This window comes from Stagnihabitans sp. (genome assembly GCF_964946895.1).
This window is the reverse complement of sequence record NZ_CBBQHX010000024.1, coordinates 39,944-57,051: the sequence shown is the minus strand read 5'-3', so window position 1 is coordinate 57,051 and position 17,108 is coordinate 39,944. Positions and strand designations below refer to the sequence as shown.

Below are 17,108 nucleotides of genomic sequence, written 5' to 3'. Positions count from 1 at the left end.
CGGGCAAAACTTGAGGCAAACTCCACCAAAGGAGCCCGGGCAGTGAAATTGATGAAATCAAGGGGGGCGTTGGCCCTGACCCTTGTTGCGGTGCTGTTGGGCACGGTAAGCTGTGGCTTGCCCCGCTCCGGACCCAACAAGCGCGAAATTTTTGCGGGATCCGTACTCAAAGGCGGCGACGCCTTCGTGGTCACCGTCAACCCAACCGTCACCCGCGCCACATCGGTGATGCCCGCTTTGGGCTTCTCATCGGCCTTCCTGAAGGCCGGGGTGATGGCGCCAGACATCATCTCCTCCGGCGATACGCTGGGCCTGACGGTGTTCGAGAACGTCAAGGATGACCCCCTCCTGGGCAACACCGGGCAGCGCGTCTCGGCCCTGCAAACCCTGCAGGTCGATGGCGAAGGCTATATCTTCGTGCCCTACGCCGGTCGCATCAAGGCGGCGGGACAGACGCCCGAAGGCCTGCGCGATGTCATCACCCGCAAGCTTGACCCGCAAACCCCGGATCCGCAGGTCATCGTGCAGCGACTGGCGGGCAACGGCTCCACCGTCACGGTGGCGGGATCGGTGGGCGCGCAAGGCAACTTCCCGATCGACGCACCCACCCGCACCCTGACCGCGATGATCGCCAAGGCGGGCGGCGCCACCATCCCGCTGCCGGTCGCCGTGGTGAACGTCACCCGGGGCGGACGGACCGAGAAGGTCTGGCTGGCCGATCTTTATTCCAACCCGCGCCTCGACATTGCCCTGCGCCCCGGCGACCAGATCGTGATCAGCCAGGACACCCGCGCCTTCGTCGCCATGGGCGCCATGGGCACGCAAAGCCGCGTGCCGTTCCAGACCCAGACCCTGTCGGCGATCGAAGCCATCGCCACCGTTGGCGGCCTGAACTCAAACATCGCCGACCCGACCGGCGTCTTCGTGCTGCGCAACGAACCGGCCGAGATTGCCAATGCCGTCTTGGGCCGCACCGACCTCGTCGGCGACCAGCGCATGGTCTATGTGCTGGACCTCACCAAACCCACCGGCATGTTCGAGGCGCGTGACTTCCTGATCCGCGACGGCGACACCGTCTATGTGACCGAAGCCCCCTTCGTTCAGTGGAACAAGACGATCGGCGCCATCACGGGTACGGCAAGTCAGGCCAGCACGCTGTCGTCCGCCGCAAACACCGCCGTCACCAAGCTCGGCGGCTGAATGGGCGGCAGGGACATCAAAGCCGCCGGGGTACTCCCCCGGCGGCTTTTTGCGTATTCCACCGGCTTTTTCACCCAACCCCGGCTGCGCCGCATCCTGAACCTCGCCGGGCACGAGATCTGCCTTGGCCTTCCCGGGCCGGACGACGGGGTGGTGGTCTGGGGCCGCTCTCGCTATGCCCATCGAGGCGAGGCCGTGGCAGCCCGCCGCGGCGTTCCCCTTTTGCGGATCGAAGACGCCTTCCTGCGCTCACTTCGCCCCGGCAGGATGGGCGATCCGCCCCTGGGCCTGTTGATCGACCCGCAAGGCGTGCATTTCGACAGCAGCGCCCCCTCGGCGCTAGAGCTTATCCTTGCCCGCCACCCCTTGGACGATTCAAACCTTCTTGGCCGCGCACGGGCCGCAATGACGCGGATTTCTGCGCTCGACTTGTCAAAATACAATATTCACGATCCAACCTTGCCTCTGCCGCCGCCCGGCTATGTTCTGGTGATCGACCAGACCAGGGGCGATGCCTCCATCCCCTATTCCGGCGCCAATGCCGCCCGCTTTGCCGAGATGCTGGCGCTGGCGCAGTCTGAACACCCCGCCGCCCGCATCGTCATCAAGACCCACCCCGAGACTCAGGCGGGCCTGCGCCCCGGCCATTTCACCACCTCAGAAGGTCGCGTCACCCTCTGCGACCAACCCGTCTCGCCGCGCCGCCTGCTGGAGGGCGCGGTGGCCGTCTACACCGTCTCCTCGCAACTGGGGTTCGAGGCGATCCTGGCCGGTCACCGGCCCGTCGTCCTGGGTCAACCCTTCTACGCCGGCTGGGGCCTGACCGACGACCGTTTTCCCGTGGCGCGCCGCAGCCGCAACCTGACCCGCACCCAGCTGTTCGCCGGGGCGATGCTCCTCGCCCCCACCTGGTACGACCCCTGCCGCGACCGGTTGTGCCCCCTTGAGCACGTCATCGACCAGTTGGAGGCCGAGGTTCGCGCGTTCCGACAGGACCGCCATGGCCACGTCGCCGTCGGCATGCGCCTGTGGAAACGTGGGCGCTTGCAACAGGTCTTCGGCCGCCAGAAACCGCTGGTCTTTCGCGACAATCCCGAAGCGGCAGCTGACCTTGCCCATAAAAGCCAGCGCAGTCTGTTGATCTGGGCCAGCAAGGCCGCCACCAACCTGCCCGGAACCCGCGTCGAGGATGGCTTCCTGCGCTCGCGCGGCCTTGGCGCCGACCTCGTCCCGCCGCTCTCCCTCGTCACCGACGACCTCGGCATCTACTTCGACCCGACCCGCCCGAGCCGGCTTGAGGCGCTGATCCAGCAGCCGCTGTCCGCCGATGCCGCCGCCCGCGCCCGCGCGCTGCGCGGAACCCTGATCGCCGCGCGGCTCAGCAAATATAACCTGCAGGGCGCCCTGCCCGATCTGCCGCCGGGTCACCGCATTCTGGTCCCCGGTCAGGTCGAGGATGACGCCTCCATTCGCCTTGGCACCACCAAGGTCGCAACCAACCTCGCCCTGCTGCAGGCCACCCGCGCTGCCAACCCCGGTGCGGTCATCGTTTACAAACCCCACCCCGATGTCGAGGCCGGCCTTCGCCCCGGGGCCTTGGCCCCGGAGGCCCTGCGCGGACTTGCCGATGTCATCGCAACCGGGGCCGGCCCCATCGCCCTGATCGAGGCCTGCGACGCGGTCTGGACCATGACCTCCACCCTCGGCTTCGAGGCGCTGTTGCGGGACAAACCCGTGACCTGCCTTGGTGCGCCCTTCTATGCGGGCTGGGGGCTGACCAAAGACCTTGGCCCAACGCCAGACCGCCGCCTGCGCGCTGCCGACGGCCATCCCTTGCCGCGGCCGGGACTAGATGCCCTGACACACGCCGCCCTGATCGCCTATCCGCGCTATTTCGATCCGCTGACCCGCCGCCCCTGCCCGCCGGAAGTGGCGGTCGAGCGTCTGGCCTGCGAGACTATGCCCAAGCCCGGGCTCGGGCTGCGCCTGCTGGCGAAACTGCAAGGCGCCCTTGCCAGCCGCGCCCATCTCTGGCGCTGAGGCACAAGGCCACAGGCCGTGGCACCGCACCACCGCGGCCTTGCGTCCCTGCCTGCCACCGCCCCGGTCCCGGTCCCGCGCAGCCCAAGGCCCAAGCCCGGCACCCCACAAGACGTTGCCCGACGGCCCCGCCTGCGGATCCCTCGTTCTCAAGCCCCGCGTGGACAACACCGCGTTCCAAATCACGCGCCCACGCCAATGCCCGCCCCCGCCTTCGCCTTCTCCAAATATCCCGCCGAGGGTCCGGGAGGGTGCGCAGCCCTCCCGGCGCGGGGGGCCCGGGGGGCGGCGCAAGCCCCCCGGCCGGGGCCGCCGCGCGCCCTTGGGTCAGTAGATATAGCGGATCTGCTCCGTCCAGAACCGCTCCATCCGCTTCAGCGAGGAGTTGATGGTTTCCATGATCTCGGCGTCGATCACGCCACGCTTGCCCAAAACCTCGGAATGCCGCGCGAACAACTCCGATATCAGCCCGCGCACCCGGCGGCCCTTTTCGGTCAGCCGAACCCGCACGGACCGGCGGTCGATTTCGGACCGCTGATGATGCATGTAGCCCAGTTCCACCAGCTTTTTCAGATTGTAGCTGACGTTCGACCCCTGATAATAACCGCGCGACTTCAATTCCCCCGCCGTCACCTCGTTCTCGCCGATGTTGAACAAAAGCAGGGCCTGGACCGAGTTGATTTCCAGGATGTTGAGCCGTTCAAACTCATCCTTGATCACGTCCAGCAGAAGGCGATGCAGGCGTTCCAGCATCGAAAGACTGTCCAGATAGCCAGCCAGAAGGGCTTTTTGCGATCCGTCCAGAAGGGGGGCGTGCAGCGTCATGCAAAGTCTCCGATCCGTTATCCCGTAGGTCTGGGGACAGAATCGGCACAAAACGCAAACATAACGTAAACAAGCCTCGTTTTCGCCCTAGATTCGCAGCAAATTACAAGGTTAACCCGCCCGCAGGCGCCGCGTGGCATAGGCTGACAGCGTGGCGATCAGCCCGGCATGGGCCGACGGGGGTGTCTTCTGCCCCAGCATCCAGGCCATCAGGTCCTGATCGTTCTCTTCCAGAAGCGAGTCGAAGGCGTCCAGATCGCCCGCGCTCATCCCCGCCAGTTCGGCATCGGCATAGGGCCCCAGCACCAGATCCATTTCCTTGGTGCCACGCCGCCAGCTGCGCATCCGCATCCGTTTCAGCCGCGCATCATCGGTTTCCATGGCCATCCTCCTTGATCAAGGCCGCATCGCGGCCTATGACGCCCGCATATCAAACCCATCCGGAGCCCGCCATGGCCTTCCTGTCCGACACCCTCGCCCGCGTCAAACCCTCGCCCACCATCGCCGTCACCACCAAGGCGGCCGAACTCAAGGCGCAGGGCCGCGATGTGATCGGCCTTGGCGCCGGAGAGCCGGATTTCGACACGCCGGAAAACATCCGCGCGGCAGCCAAGGCAGCGATTGACGCGGGCAAGACGCGCTACACGCCCGTCGATGGCATCCCCGAGCTGAAAAAGGCGATCTGCGCCAAGTTCGAACGGGAAAACGGCCTGAAATACACCCCGGCCCAAGTCTCGGTCGGGACCGGCGGCAAGCAGATCCTGTACAACGCCCTGATGGCAACCTGCAATCCGGGCGACGAGGTCATCATCCCCGCGCCCTACTGGGTATCCTACCCCGACATGGTCCTGCTGGCCGGCGGCACCCCGGTTCCGGTGGTTGCTGGGATCGAGACCAACTTCAAGCTGACCCCCGCGCAACTCGAAGCGGCGATCACGCCGAAAACCAAGTGGTTCATCTTCAACAGCCCGTCGAACCCGACCGGCGCCGGCTATACCGAGGCCGAACTGCGCGGTCTGACCGATGTGTTGATGAAGCATCCGCATGTCTGGATCATGTCGGACGATATGTATGAACATCTGGTGTTCGACGACTTCAAATTCGTCACCCCGGCGCAGATCGAGCCCGGCCTCTACGACCGCACCCTGACCTGCAACGGCGTCTCGAAATCCTACGCGATGACCGGCTGGCGCATCGGCTATGCCGCAGGCCCGGCGGCCCTCATCAAAGCCATGGCCACGATCCAAAGCCAAAGCACCTCCAACCCCTCCTCGGTCAGCCAATATGCAGCGCTCGAGGCGCTGAACGGCCCGCAAGACTTCCTTGCCCCCAACCGCAAGCTCTTCGAACGCCGCCGCGATCTGGTGGTCTCGATGCTCAACCACACCAAGGGCATCACCTGCCCCAAGCCAGAGGGCGCCTTCTACGTCTATCCCGACATTTCCGGCTGCATCGGCAAGACCTCGTCCGGCGGTGCCTTCATCGCCGATGACGAAGCCTTCGCCACCGCCCTGCTGGAGGAAACCGGCGTCGCCGTTGTCTTCGGGGCTGCCTTCGGGCTTTCGCCGAACTTCCGCGTCAGCTACGCTACCTCGGAAAAGGTGCTGGAAGAGGCGTGCCGCCGCATCCAGACCTTCTGTGCCGGCCTGAAATAACCGGGCCTGACCAAGGGGACACGATGCCGGGCGATCTGCCGGACTATTACTTCCGCATCCGCGAGAACGGCGCGGTGGTGTTTCGGGTCGATACCGAAAACCGCCAGCGCCGGATCGAGCTGGTCGAGATCGCCACGGTCAACCTCAAGAACGGCTCCGTCAAACCGCATGGTGACACGGAGCTGACCCCCGCTGACCTTGCGGAAATCCGCGCCTGGCAAGCCAAACGCACCGCCCTGCTGGCGCAACGGGATATCGATGACATTCTGCGCACCGTCGACACCCTCAACCTGACCACACAATGGGTGCAAAGCAAGGCGACCGAGGCGCAACTGGACCGCGTCACCGATGACCTGCTGCTGGCCATGCACGACCTGCGCACCACGCTCGTCCGGCGCAAGGCGGACCAGCTGAGCAGAACGCCGGCCCAGGACTAGGCTGCCTTCGGCGCCCTGTGCCAGAAGCGCAACATCAGGCTGGTCGAGGCGAACAACAGCCCCACACACAGGCCCAGCCAGATCCCCTGCCCGCCCAGACCCAGGGGAAACCCCAGCACATAGCTGCTGGGAATGCCGATCCCCCAATAGCTGAAGGCCGCCGCCCACATTGGCACCTTGGTATCCCGGATCGCCCGCAGCAGACCCAAGGCCATGACCTGCATCGCATCGCCCAGCTGAAACAGCGCGGCAAAGGCCAGAAGGCCGGTGCCCGTCGCCAGGATCTGCGGCGCATCTGGCTTGGACATGTCCAGAAACAGGCTGATGATCGGGGCGGCAAGGCTCAGAAACAGCGCAATCCCCACGGCGCAAAGCCCGGCCGAGATGCAGATCGCCGTCACCGCGATCTCGCGCATCGTCCTGATGTCGCCCGCGCCCTCGGCCCGGCCGGCCAGAACCGTGGCGGCATTGGACAGGCCCAGATGCACCATGAAGGCCAGCGCGGCCACCTGCATAGCAATGCCATGCGCGGCCAAAGGCACCGTCCCCACCCAGCCCATCATCACCGATGCCCCCGAGAAGAGCCCGCTTTCCATCAGCCCGGTCACGCCAATCGGCCAACCCAGCCGGAACACCCGCCCCATCGCCGGATAATCCGCCCGCCAGAACCGGCTGAACAGGCGGAACCGATGCAAATCGGGCTGGAACTGCGCATAAAACCCCAAGGCCAGAAAGGTGGCCCACTGCACTGTCAGGGTCGAGATCGCCGCCCCCCGCACCCCCAGCTCCGGTGCGCCCCAATGGCCGAAGATCAAGGCCCAACCCAGACACAGGTTCAACACCACAGCGCCCAGTGTCACCCACAAAACGACCTGCGCCTTGCCCAGGGCCGACAGATAGGACTTCAGCGCCATCACCAGCAACGCCGGCACCATGCCGGGCCCGGCAATCCGCAGGAAGTCCTGCCCCAAGGCCGCCACCTCCGGCGCCTGCCCCATGGCGCGCAACCAACTGCCCGCGGTCCAGAACAGCGGATAGGTCAGCAGCCCATAGACCAGTGACAGCCAAAGCCCCATCCGCGCATCGCGCCGTACCTCTGTCTCATCGCCCCGCCCCAGTGCTGCGGCAATCAGCGGCATGATCGCTTGGGCAAACCCGGAACCGAAGATGAACACCACAAAGAAGGCCGAACCCGAAATGGTCACCGCCGCCAGTTCATCGACGCCGTAGCGGCCCAAAAGCATGGTGTCGCTGACGTGCAACGACATCTGCGCCAGATGACTGCCGATCAACGGCAGCCCCAGCCCCAGCATCGCACGGGCATGAGTGATGAAATTGCGGGCCATGGCTTTCTCTATCTGCTGCAAAGACAGGCAGCAAGCCCGCCCCTTTTCCTTGTGCGCAACCGCCCCTATGGTCGCGCCACCAGAATACGAAAGGGAATCCCCATGATCACGCTCTACGGCGTCTACCGCTCCCGCACATCGCGCCCGCTCTGGCTTCTGGAAGAATGTGGCGTCCCCTTCACCCATGTCCCAGTGATCCAATCCTATCGGCTGGACCAGCCCAAAGCAGCAGACGCCCCGCTGAACACCTCGTCCCCGGCGTTTCAGGCGGTCAACCCGATCGGCCAGATCCCGGCCATGGTCGAAGGCGATCTGGTCCTGTCCGAAAGCCTGGCCATCACGCTCTACATCGCGCGCAAATTCGGTGGCGGCCTCGGCCCGCAGTCCGACGCCGAAACCGCGCTGATGGAACAATGGGCCCTGTTCGCCGCCACCTCGGTCGAGGGACCGGCGCTGGAAATCCTCAACACCGCCAACAATGCCGGTCAGACGGCCGAGGGCCAGTCACACATCGCGATCAGCGCCGAAAAACTCCGCCGACCGCTGGCCCGTCTGGCCAAGGCGCTGGAGGGCACCGACTGGCTGGTCGGCAACCGCTTCACCGTGGCAGACATCAACACCGCCGAATGCCTGCGCTACGCCCAAAGCCACCCGACCCTGATCAGCGAGTTTCCCATTGTCAAAGCCTGGCTCGACCGTTGCCAAGCCCGCCCCGCCTTCCAGGCAATGTGGGCCAAGCGTCTGGCCGAACCGGCATAAGTTCGCGCTCTCCCCGTTCTGCGGAAGCGGGGGTTTCACACCCCCGCACCCCCGTGGGATATTTGGGGAAGGCGAAATGAAAGCAATTAACCCTTCTTCAACCATTTGGGTCTATTTTGAGATCACGGTACAGGCGGGGACGCCGATGACCGTGAAGGCGAAGACACCCCGCGGCTTGGCCGGGCCTCCCGTTGGGGTGTCCAAGCGCCTTCTTTCGATTTCGCCTTCTCCAAATATCCCGCAGGGGGTCTGGGGGACGCGAAGTCCCCCAGCCTTGAAGCAGGGCGCCGCACCGGATCGTCAGACACTTGCTGGCACGTATTGCCGCCAGTTGTGCTGTTCCTTGAAGCCCAGAACCTCGCGGATCTTCTGGTTGGACAGCAGGCTTTCGTTCTCACCCACCGCGCGGGTCAAAGGCACCTTCGGGAAGAACTGCGCCAGCAACTCCGCATTGGGCTGCGGCACCGAGTTGGTGTCATTGACCGCGTTGAAGACCTGGAACCCCAAACCGTCCTTCTTCAGCGCCAGATCGACGATCTGCCCCAGATCGCGGGCGTCGATATAGCTGAAGGTGATCCGGCGACGGCTCCCTGGGTCCTTGGCGAAGTCTGGGAAGCGGGCATAGTCGGAAGGCTCCATCACATTGCCGATCCGCAGCGCATAGACATCCGCCCCGGTGCGGCGCTGGAAGGCCGCGGCGGTCACTTCGTTGACCTTCTTGGACATGCCATAGCTGTCCATCGGGTTGATCGGATAGGCCTCGTCCAGCGGCAGATAGGCCGGATCCGTTTGCCCATCCGAGAAGCACACCCCATAGGTCGTCTCCGACGAGGCAATGATCACCTTGCGGATGCCCATCTTCAGCGCCGCTTCCAGCACGTTGTAGGTGCCCATCACATTGACCCGGTAGGTCTCGTTGTCCGGCGCCAGCATCAGCGCCGGGATCGCCGCGAAATGCACCACCGCATCGAAAGGCCGATGCCCCTTGCCATCCTCCAGCTCATCGCCGCCCGCATAGGCCGTCATCGCGTTGAACATCTGGCCCGAGTCCGTGATATCGGCCACCAGATCCGCCACCCCCGGATGCCGCAACGGCACCCGGTCCACATTCAACACCTTGTGGCCAGCAGCGGCCAGATAAGCCACCACATGCTTGCCCGCCTTGCCCGAACCGCCCGTAAACAACACCCGCATCACACGCTCCTCTGCTTTCCCCCTAACCTAGCCCCCTGCCCTTGCGCCGCAACCCTTTGCCGTAGTCTAATGGCACAACAACAACATCAGGCCCCTCATGTCCGACCTTCTCTCCGGCACACCCGAAACCTATGACGCCTCCTCCATCGAGGTGCTGGAACCGTTGGAGGCCGTCCGCCTGCGCCCCGGCATGTACATCGGCGGCATCGACGAACGCGCCTACCACCACCTCGCCGCCGAAATCATCGACAACTCGATGGACGAAGCCGTCGCCGGTCACGCCACCCGCATCGAGGTCGAACTCCACGAAGACGGCGCCTTGACGGTCCGCGACAACGGCCGCGGCATCCCCGTCGACCCCCACCCGAAATTCCCCGACAAATCCGCGCTGGAGGTCATCCTCTGCACCCTCCACTCCGGCGGCAAATTCGGCGGCAAAGCCTACGAGACCTCCGGCGGCCTGCACGGTGTAGGCTCCTCGGTCGTCAACGCCCTCTCAGACCGCATGGACGTCGAAGTCGCGCGAAACAAAGAGCTTTACGCCCAGAACTTCTCGCGCGGCAAACCCCTCGCCCCCATCCGCAAGGTCGGCCCCATAGCCAACCGCCGCGGCACCTCCACCACCTTCCACCCCGACCCGCAAATCTTCGGCAGCCAGCAATTCCGCCCCGGCCGCCTGATGCGCCTCGTCCGCTCCAAGGCCTACCTCTTCTCCGGCGTCGAAATCCGCTGGAAAACCGCCATCCCCGACGGCGACACACCGATGGAGGCCACCTTCCACTTCCCCGGCGGCCTCGCCGACTACCTCGCCGATACGCTAGAGAAAACAACCACCTACGCCGACAAACCCTTCGCCGGCAAAGTCGTGTTCCTTGAAAAGTTCAACGTCCCAGGCTCCGTCGAATGGGCCATCAACTGGACGCCCGTCCGCGACGGCTTCATCCAATCCTACTGCAACACGGTGCCCACGCCCGAGGGCGGCACGCACGAAACCGGCTTCTGGAACGCCATCCTCAAAGGCATCCGCGCCTACGGCGACCTCACCAAGAACCGCAAAACTGAACTCATCACCCGCGACGACCTCACCACCGGCGGCTGCGCGCTGGTCTCCTGCTTCATCCGCGAACCGCAATTCGTCGGCCAAACCAAGGACCGTCTGGCGACCGAGGAAGCCGTCAAATACGTCGAAGGTGCCGTGCGTGACCATTTCGACAACTGGCTCGCCGGCAATACCAAATCCGCCGGTGCCATCCTCGATTTCGTCATCCTGCGCGCCGAAGAACGCCTGAAGCGCCGCCAAGAAAAAGAAACCGCCCGCAAGACCGCCACCAAGAAACTCCGCCTGCCCGGTAAACTCACCGACTGTTCCGCTAAAAACCGCGAAGGGACCGAGCTTTTTATCGTCGAAGGCGACAGCGCTGGCGGTTCCGCCAAAGCCGCCCGCAATCGTGAGACGCAAGCCCTTCTCCCCCTCAAAGGCAAAATCCTCAACGTTCTGGGGGCCGCTTCCGCCAAACTCCACGACAATTCCGAAATCCGCGACATTTGCGAGGCTTTGGGCGTCACCATGGGCGCCAAATTCAATGTCGACGACCTGCGCTATGACAAGATCATCATCATGACCGACGCCGATGTCGACGGCGCCCATATTGCCAGCCTTCTGATGACCTTCTTCTTCTCCCAGATGCGCCCCCTGATCGACAAAGGCCACCTCTACCTCGCCTGCCCCCCCCTCTACCGCCTGACGCAGGGTGCGCGCCGCATCTACGTCGCCGACGATGCCGAGAAAGAGCTGATGCTGGCCAAGGGCTTGGGCGGACGCGGAAAAATCGACGTCCAGCGGTTCAAAGGGCTTGGGGAGATGGACGCCAAAGACCTCAAAGACACCACGATGAACCCCCTGACCCGCCAGCTGATCCGCGTCACCATCGTCGAGGAAGACCCCGGCGAAACGGGCGATCTGGTGGAGCGTCTGATGGGCAAGAAACCGGAACTGCGGTTTCAGTATATTCAGGAGAATGCAAGGTTTGTGGAGGAGTTGGATGTTTAACGGGATTGATCATGTGCCGAATCTATTGACACCTAAATAGGTAAGAAATGCCAGCCGATAGAAACGAATATGATGAAGACGACCTAATCGCAGTGCTCGCAGGTATTGCGATTAAGCACAAAATCGACGCTGAAACTCTTGCCCGGAATGCGGCAGAGCTTGCTTCAAAGGTAAACTCAGAAATTCTAAAGAGAACATCTGAGAGAAATCGACGCTTAACTATTCCAGAACGAAATCGACAAATATTGAAAAGAAACCTCGATGGAACACCGAGGCGCGAATTGGCCCACGAGTTCGAACTTAGCAAGGAGACAATAACGGAGATACTGTCCGGTGGGAAGCGTGATATCCTCAAGAATGTGTTTGAACTCGGAATCAGCGCCGATAAGGTTGCAGGGGACTATGATGTTTCACCGAATCAGATTGTTGAGATTGTTCGAAAACTGTTGAGTGCAGAACGCGATCAGTTGGCTAGCCGCCTTATTGCCGGCGACATGGGCTGGAATCGCCCAATAGAAATTCGAAAACTTCTGGATATGACTCAGTTTTTAAATGACATAGGCACTTCGTTCTTTGTATACAAAGACTCGTTTGACGAGCTTGTCGATTACAAAGCCATCAAACGTATTCGCAACTCAAAGCGACCGATTGTTTGGGATGTTGAACCTGCTCTTGTCATGTTCTCTGACGGCTCTTGGAACGTAGTATCTATTGAGCAGGCTTGGGAGATTGCGCGTTCAATAGAGGCTCTTGGGACTGATGGTAAGTTCGACGGACGCGTTGTGCTAAGCATCAACCATATTTCGGGTGAAGCATTTTGGGAGCGCGGTGAAATAGTTGACGAACGCTAAAGTTAGCTCATTACTCCCAAAAACCGCCACCCAATCAACCCCTTACCGCCCGTTCTTCACCCCAACCCCGCCCAAACCACCCCCGCGATTCGCAAATTATGGTTAACGCCGCCTTCTCCCCCCGCGCGTAGAGACGGAAGGAAGACAGAAGGAAGACGCGAAAAAGACCGGCTCTTGCGGCCAAAACCGCAGGATTAATCCAGCGCCCGCAAGCCCTTACGCGGTTTCACTTGCCCTGAATCGTCGTCAGGTAATTCGCGATCTCCACCAACCGCTGCGGCGTCGGAGTCTGGATCCCGTCGCCGGTATCGACCAGCACCGTCGGCCCGTCCATCAGCGGCTCGAACTTCGGCATCAGGGCGCCCGGTGCGCCGCCCTTTTCATAGCCCCAGATCTTCGACATCACGTAAGCCATTGGAAAGACGCCCTTATGCCGTGCGGCAAGCCCGGTCAAATCGGCCGGGCGGTGCGCCAGGGTCTTGCCCAACTCGCCGTCGCCCTTGCCCGAAACCCCATGACACGGCGCGCAAAGCTCGTTGAAATCGGCCTTGCCCGAGGTGGGTTCGGTCGAAGCGGCCGGCACGCAGGCGGCCAGAAGCAGAACAACGGGAAGGGCGCGGGCGGCAAGCATCGGATTCTCCTGCGATTTCCTCCAGTTTACACCCGAAAACAGCCCTATACCACCCGCCCCTGATCCAGCCGCACGATGCGGTCCATCCGGGCCGCAAGCTCCATGTTATGGGTGGCAATCAGCGCCGAAAGCCCGGTCTCTCGGACAACTTCCATAAGAACATCAAAGACATGCGCGGAGTTGGCCGGGTCAAGGTTGCCCGTCGGCTCATCCGCCAGCAGCAACTTCGGCCTGTTCGCCAAAGCCCGGCAAAACGCCACCCGCTGCTGTTCACCGCCCGAAAGCGCCGCCGGCCGATGGTCGGCACGGGCCAAAACCCCGACCCGGTCCAGCAAATCCCGGCTGCGCGCATCGGCATCACGGCGCGAAATGCCATTGGCCAGTTGCGGTAAGCTTATGTTTTCCAAGGCAGAAAACTCTGGCAGCAGGTGGTGGAACTGGTAGATGAAGCCCACCTCGGCCCTGCGCGCCTCAGTCCGCGCGCGGTCATTCAGCCCCGTCATCTCGCGCAAGCCATAGTGGATGGAGCCGGCATCAGCCACATCCAGCAGGCCCGCAATCTGCAACAGCGTCGATTTGCCGGCACCGGAGGGTGCCACCAATGCGACAACCTCCCCCGCCCCGACGGACAGCGAAGCCCCGCGCAGAACGACCACTTCCGAGGCCCTGCCCCGGTTGTAGGCCTTCTCAATCCCTTGCAAATCCAAGGCTTTACTCATAGCGCAGCGCCTCCACCGGGTTCATGCGGGCAGCTTTGCGCGCCGGGATCAGGGTGATGACGAACGCCAGCCCCAGCGACAGTGCCATGGCGCTCAGCACGTCCTGCAGCTGCAACTTGGCGGGCAGGTTGTAGATCCCACGGATAGAGGGGTCCCACACCCCACCCCCCGACCAGTAGTTGATGAAGGAGAAAATCGGGTCGATGTAGATGGCAAAGAGACAGCCCAGAACCACCCCCATCGCCGTGCCAATCACCCCGGTGAAGGAGCCGCAGAGGAAGAAGATGCGCAGGATGGACCCCTCGGTCAGGCCCATGGTGCGCAGGATGCCGATGTCACGGCCCTTGTTCTTGACCAGCATGATCAGACCCGAGACGATGTTCATCGTGGCGATCAGCACGAGGATGGACAGGATGACGAACATCACGTTGTCCTCGATCGTCAGGGCGCGCAGGAAGTTGCCGGAGCTTTGCTGCCAGGTCCACAGCAACGCCTCTGGCCCGCCCGCCTTCAAAAGCGCCTCGGTGTAGGTGCTGACCTGCTCGGGGTCCTTGACCATGACCTCGAATTCATCCGCCGTGCCCTCGCGGTTGAAGTAGCTTTGCGCTTCGGCAAAGGGCATGTAAATCCGCACCTTATCAATGTCATAGCGGCCCGCGGTGAAGATGTATTCGATGGTGTAGGCGTTGACGCGCGGGCTGGTTCCGAAGGCGGTCTTGACCCCGGACGGCGCGATCAGGCGCACGCGGTCGCCGATGTTGACCCCCAACTCTTTCGCCAATTCCGAACCCATGGCGATGCCCCTGGGGTAATCCGCCAGACTGCCCTCGGCCTTGGACCCGACCCCGATGCGCGGAAGTGTCGCCAGATCTGCGGCGGACATGCCATAGACGTCGCCGCCCATGGTCTGATCGAAGGCCGTGACCATGACTTGGCCCCGGATCAGGGGTGCCGCGCGGGTGACGCCGGGGATAGCCTTCAAACGCTCCGAAATCGCGGCATAGTCGGTGAAGCCCTTGACCATGTTGCCATTTTCGTCCGCATGGCCGGTGGAATAGACCGTCACATGGGCATTGGCACCCAGGATCGTGTCGACAAACTCGGCCCGGAAGCCTGCGCGGACGGCCAGCGTGGCAATCAGGGCGAAGACCGCCAGAGTGATGCCGACCAGGCTGATCCAGGTCATCACCGAGACGCCCCCTTCAGCACGGCGGGCGCGCAGATAGCGCCAGGCAATCATGAATTCGTAGGATGAGAACGGGCGCGTGGCCAAGGTTTGCTCTTTCCGCTGCGGCTTTTTCGGTCCGCCGGACCATGCGGGGCCGGTCTGCCCTCGTCAAGCCACGATCCTGTCAGGCGGGGCGGCGTCGGCGGAAGGGCCAGACCAGCAGCTTGCACAGCAGCCCGGTCACCATCCAGCCGCCCAGATAGCCCAGGCCCGCCGTCATCGCACCATCAGGCGTGGTCGGCATTGCCGGTTTGAAGTCAGCCCATGTCGCTTGCAGCGTGTCCGGATCGGCGAGCCGTTGCGGCATGGTCATCCGTGCCAAAGGCGTGGCGCTGCGCAGGGTTACAAGGTTATCTGACAAAACAGACACTTGCGCGAAGGTCGCCCGCAGATCGGCCTGATGATCCAGATTGAAGCCCGACCCGGTCATCTGCACCAGGGCCGCTTCCCGCGTCAGGCCGTTCTTGGCGGCGCTGGCATCGAAAGCGGCCGTGACCGCCGACAGGGCATCGACCTTGCCTGCCAGCCGCTGCAGATATTGTTGCGAGAATTCCGGGAACTGCGACAGGGCCATTGCCCCGGTCACGCCGCCCAGAATGGCCATCAGGCGCCACATGTCAGTCCTTCTTGCCCTTCAACAGGGCGACAATCGCCATGGCATGGCCATGTCCCAACCCGAAGTCCGCCTTCAGCCAATCGGTAATCTGGGTGGCCTTGACGCCGGACGCAATCCCCTCGGGTCCGCAGAAGCCCTTTTCCGCCGCCATGGCCTTGAACTCGGCCGGGGTTTTTCCGGTTTTGGCCTGAATGTTGTCCAGATAGGCCTGAAAACTCATGATGTCCTCCTGTAGCTGTCGATCAAGGCTTGCACGGCGCGGGGGGCGTGGTCCAGCGGCGCGTCAGGGCCGAACATGCGGCGGGCGGCCCAAACCCCCTCCAGAACCAGAAAGACCGCCTCGGCCGCCGGACGCGGGCTGGCCAACCCCTGCGCCGTGGCGCGCTGCGTCAGCGCCTCCAGCACGCGGGTCTTGACGGCCAGCGCGGCGCGGTGGGCCGGATGGTCCGGCGCACTGAATTCGGCCGCCGAGACCTGATAGGTGCAGCCCATGCAGGCGGGCCGCCCCGCCACCGCGATCATGTGCAAGGCGTAGTCGGTCAGCGGTTGCGGCCCCTCCAGTGCGGGAACCGACGCCAGGGCTGCGGCCTCAGACCCTTCGATCCAGGCGACGATCAGGTCATCCTTGGCCGGAAAATACTTGTAGAACGTGGCTTTGGCCACCTCGGCCTCGGCAATCACGCGGTCGATGCCAATGGCGCGAAACCCGTCGCGATAAAACAGCCGCCCCGCGACCGCCATGATCCGGTCACGGGCCGACAGGGAAGGCGCGGGCTTCGGCACCGGGGAATCACTTGACATTGACAGACCTGTCTGTTGATTTGAAGGGGTATACGTACCTGTCTGTAGATACCATGGAGATTGCAACATGAATATCGGAATCATCGGCGGCGGTGGCGTGGGTCAGGCGATGGGGGCGGCGCTGCTGCAGCTGGGTCATCAGGTGGCCTTGGGCATCCGCGCCCCCTCGGACGCGGAATTGGCCAAACCGCGGGCGCAAGGCAAAGCCTTGGCCGATTGGATCAAGGACACCGGCGGATCGGTGGTCACCATGGCCGAGGCTGCGGCAGGTGCCGACCTCGTGATCAACGCCACCCAGGGCGAGGCTTCCATCGCCGCGCTGACGCTTGCCGGTGCGGAGCGTCTGGCGGGCAAGGTCGTCATCGACGTCTCCAACCCGCTGGATTTCTCCAGGGGCTTTCCACCTGCCCTCTCGGCGCAGTATTCGGGCTACACCAGTCTGGGCGAACAGATCCAGACCGCTTTCCCCAAGTCCCATGTCGTCAAGGCCTTCAACACGATCGGGGCCGCGATCATCGTCAACCCCGGGCTGGTGCAAGGCGCGCATGACCTTTTCCTCTCGGGCAATGACGCGGGCGCCAAGGCCACGGTCACCGCCCTCGCCCGCAGCCTCGGCTGGCAGCACATCATTGACCTCGGCGACATCAAGGGGGCGCGCGCGCAAGAGACCATCGTGCTGGTCTGGCTGCAACTGATCGGGCCGATGGGCGGCTATCTGCACAACTTCCACGTCGCCCACGGTTGATCCCCGCCGTC

Annotated in this window: 18 protein-coding genes; 8 read left to right on the top strand and 10 right to left on the bottom strand. The window is 63.4% G+C overall.

Features of this window, described 5'->3' with window-relative positions; genetic code table 11:
* Positions 1 to 42 precede the first annotated feature (42 nt).
* Positions 43 to 1,200, top strand: a complete 1,158-nt coding sequence (locus tag AC1Y2B_RS15425) for a polysaccharide biosynthesis/export family protein (RefSeq protein WP_482253994.1) — start codon at positions 43 to 45, stop codon at positions 1,198 to 1,200.
* A complete protein-coding gene (locus AC1Y2B_RS15420; protein WP_482253993.1) occupies positions 1,201 to 3,240 on the top strand; it encodes a capsular polysaccharide biosynthesis protein in 2,040 nt (679 codons plus the stop codon).
* 327 nt (positions 3,241 to 3,567) lie between these two features.
* On the opposite strand, the gene AC1Y2B_RS15415 is transcribed toward AC1Y2B_RS15420, so the two are convergent.
* A complete protein-coding gene (locus tag AC1Y2B_RS15415; RefSeq protein WP_482253992.1) occupies positions 3,568 to 4,065 on the bottom strand; it encodes a MarR family winged helix-turn-helix transcriptional regulator in 498 nt (165 codons plus the stop codon).
* 111 nt (positions 4,066 to 4,176) lie between these two features.
* Positions 4,177 to 4,446 (bottom strand): FAD assembly factor SdhE, encoded by a 270-nt coding sequence (locus tag AC1Y2B_RS15410; protein ID WP_482253991.1) that lies wholly within the window; start codon positions 4,444 to 4,446, stop codon positions 4,177 to 4,179.
* A gap of 71 nt (positions 4,447 to 4,517) precedes the next feature.
* On the opposite strand from AC1Y2B_RS15410, the gene AC1Y2B_RS15405 reads away from it, so the two are divergent.
* Positions 4,518 to 5,720, top strand: a complete 1,203-nt coding sequence (locus AC1Y2B_RS15405; protein ID WP_482253990.1) for a pyridoxal phosphate-dependent aminotransferase — start codon at positions 4,518 to 4,520, stop codon at positions 5,718 to 5,720.
* Between the two features lie 23 nt (positions 5,721 to 5,743).
* A complete protein-coding gene (locus tag AC1Y2B_RS15400) occupies positions 5,744 to 6,157 on the top strand; it encodes a hypothetical protein (RefSeq protein ID WP_482253989.1) in 414 nt (137 codons plus the stop codon).
* On the opposite strand, the gene AC1Y2B_RS15395 is transcribed toward AC1Y2B_RS15400, so the two are convergent.
* Complete coding sequence (locus tag AC1Y2B_RS15395) at positions 6,154 to 7,503, bottom strand: MATE family efflux transporter (protein ID WP_482253988.1); 1,350 nt, start codon at positions 7,501 to 7,503, stop codon at positions 6,154 to 6,156. The two genes, AC1Y2B_RS15400 and AC1Y2B_RS15395, sit on opposite strands and share 4 nt — an antisense overlap.
* A 102-nt stretch (positions 7,504 to 7,605) precedes the next feature.
* Here AC1Y2B_RS15395 and AC1Y2B_RS15390 point away from each other — a divergent pair, with 102 nt between their 5' ends.
* A complete protein-coding gene (locus AC1Y2B_RS15390; RefSeq protein WP_482253987.1) occupies positions 7,606 to 8,262 on the top strand; it encodes a glutathione S-transferase family protein in 657 nt (218 codons plus the stop codon).
* A 300-nt stretch (positions 8,263 to 8,562) separates the two neighbouring features.
* On the opposite strand, the gene AC1Y2B_RS15385 is transcribed toward AC1Y2B_RS15390, so the two are convergent.
* Positions 8,563 to 9,456 carry an NAD-dependent epimerase/dehydratase family protein gene (locus AC1Y2B_RS15385; protein ID WP_482253986.1) on the bottom strand — a complete coding sequence of 298 codons (894 nt, stop codon included), beginning with the start codon at positions 9,454 to 9,456 and terminating at the stop codon, positions 8,563 to 8,565.
* 97 nt (positions 9,457 to 9,553) lie between these two features.
* Between AC1Y2B_RS15385 and parE the strand changes: the two genes are divergently transcribed.
* Together parE and AC1Y2B_RS15375 are read left to right on the top strand one after the other, a co-directional pair.
* Positions 9,554 to 11,506, top strand: a complete 1,953-nt coding sequence (gene parE, locus AC1Y2B_RS15380) for a DNA topoisomerase IV subunit B (protein ID WP_482253985.1) — start codon at positions 9,554 to 9,556, stop codon at positions 11,504 to 11,506.
* A gap of 47 nt (positions 11,507 to 11,553) precedes the next feature.
* A complete protein-coding gene (locus tag AC1Y2B_RS15375) occupies positions 11,554 to 12,357 on the top strand; it encodes a hypothetical protein (protein ID WP_482253984.1) in 804 nt (267 codons plus the stop codon).
* 226 nt (positions 12,358 to 12,583) lie between these two features.
* Here the strand turns inward: AC1Y2B_RS15375 and AC1Y2B_RS15370 are convergent, their stop codons facing one another.
* The 6 genes from AC1Y2B_RS15370 to AC1Y2B_RS15345 form a co-directional block, all read right to left on the bottom strand.
* Entirely contained in the window at positions 12,584 to 12,988 is a 405-nt protein-coding gene (locus tag AC1Y2B_RS15370) for a c-type cytochrome (RefSeq protein WP_482253983.1), read from the bottom strand.
* A 44-nt stretch (positions 12,989 to 13,032) separates the two neighbouring features.
* Positions 13,033 to 13,707 carry an ABC transporter ATP-binding protein gene (locus tag AC1Y2B_RS15365; protein ID WP_482253982.1) on the bottom strand — a complete coding sequence of 225 codons (675 nt, stop codon included), beginning with the start codon at positions 13,705 to 13,707 and terminating at the stop codon, positions 13,033 to 13,035.
* Positions 13,700 to 14,947, bottom strand: a complete 1,248-nt coding sequence (locus AC1Y2B_RS15360) for a lipoprotein-releasing ABC transporter permease subunit (protein WP_482254007.1) — start codon at positions 14,945 to 14,947, stop codon at positions 13,700 to 13,702. Before AC1Y2B_RS15360 ends, AC1Y2B_RS15365 begins: the two co-directional genes overlap by 8 nt.
* 112 nt (positions 14,948 to 15,059) lie before the next feature.
* The gene (locus AC1Y2B_RS15355) at positions 15,060 to 15,551 is read right to left on the bottom strand and encodes a DUF2937 family protein (protein ID WP_482253981.1); all 492 of its coding nucleotides are present in this window, start codon (positions 15,549 to 15,551) and stop codon (positions 15,060 to 15,062) included.
* 1 nt (position 15,552) lies between these two features.
* On the bottom strand, positions 15,553 to 15,771 hold the full coding sequence (locus AC1Y2B_RS15350; RefSeq protein WP_482253980.1) for a DUF4287 domain-containing protein: 219 nt from the start codon (positions 15,769 to 15,771) through the stop codon (positions 15,553 to 15,555).
* Positions 15,768 to 16,352, bottom strand: a complete 585-nt coding sequence (locus AC1Y2B_RS15345) for a TetR/AcrR family transcriptional regulator (RefSeq protein WP_482253979.1) — start codon at positions 16,350 to 16,352, stop codon at positions 15,768 to 15,770. The genes AC1Y2B_RS15350 and AC1Y2B_RS15345 overlap by 4 nt, the downstream gene beginning before the upstream one ends.
* A 67-nt stretch (positions 16,353 to 16,419) precedes the next feature.
* Between AC1Y2B_RS15345 and AC1Y2B_RS15340 the strand changes: the two genes are divergently transcribed.
* Positions 16,420 to 17,097 (top strand): NADPH-dependent F420 reductase, encoded by a 678-nt coding sequence (locus AC1Y2B_RS15340; RefSeq protein ID WP_482253978.1) that lies wholly within the window; start codon positions 16,420 to 16,422, stop codon positions 17,095 to 17,097.
* Positions 17,098 to 17,108 lie beyond the last annotated feature (11 nt).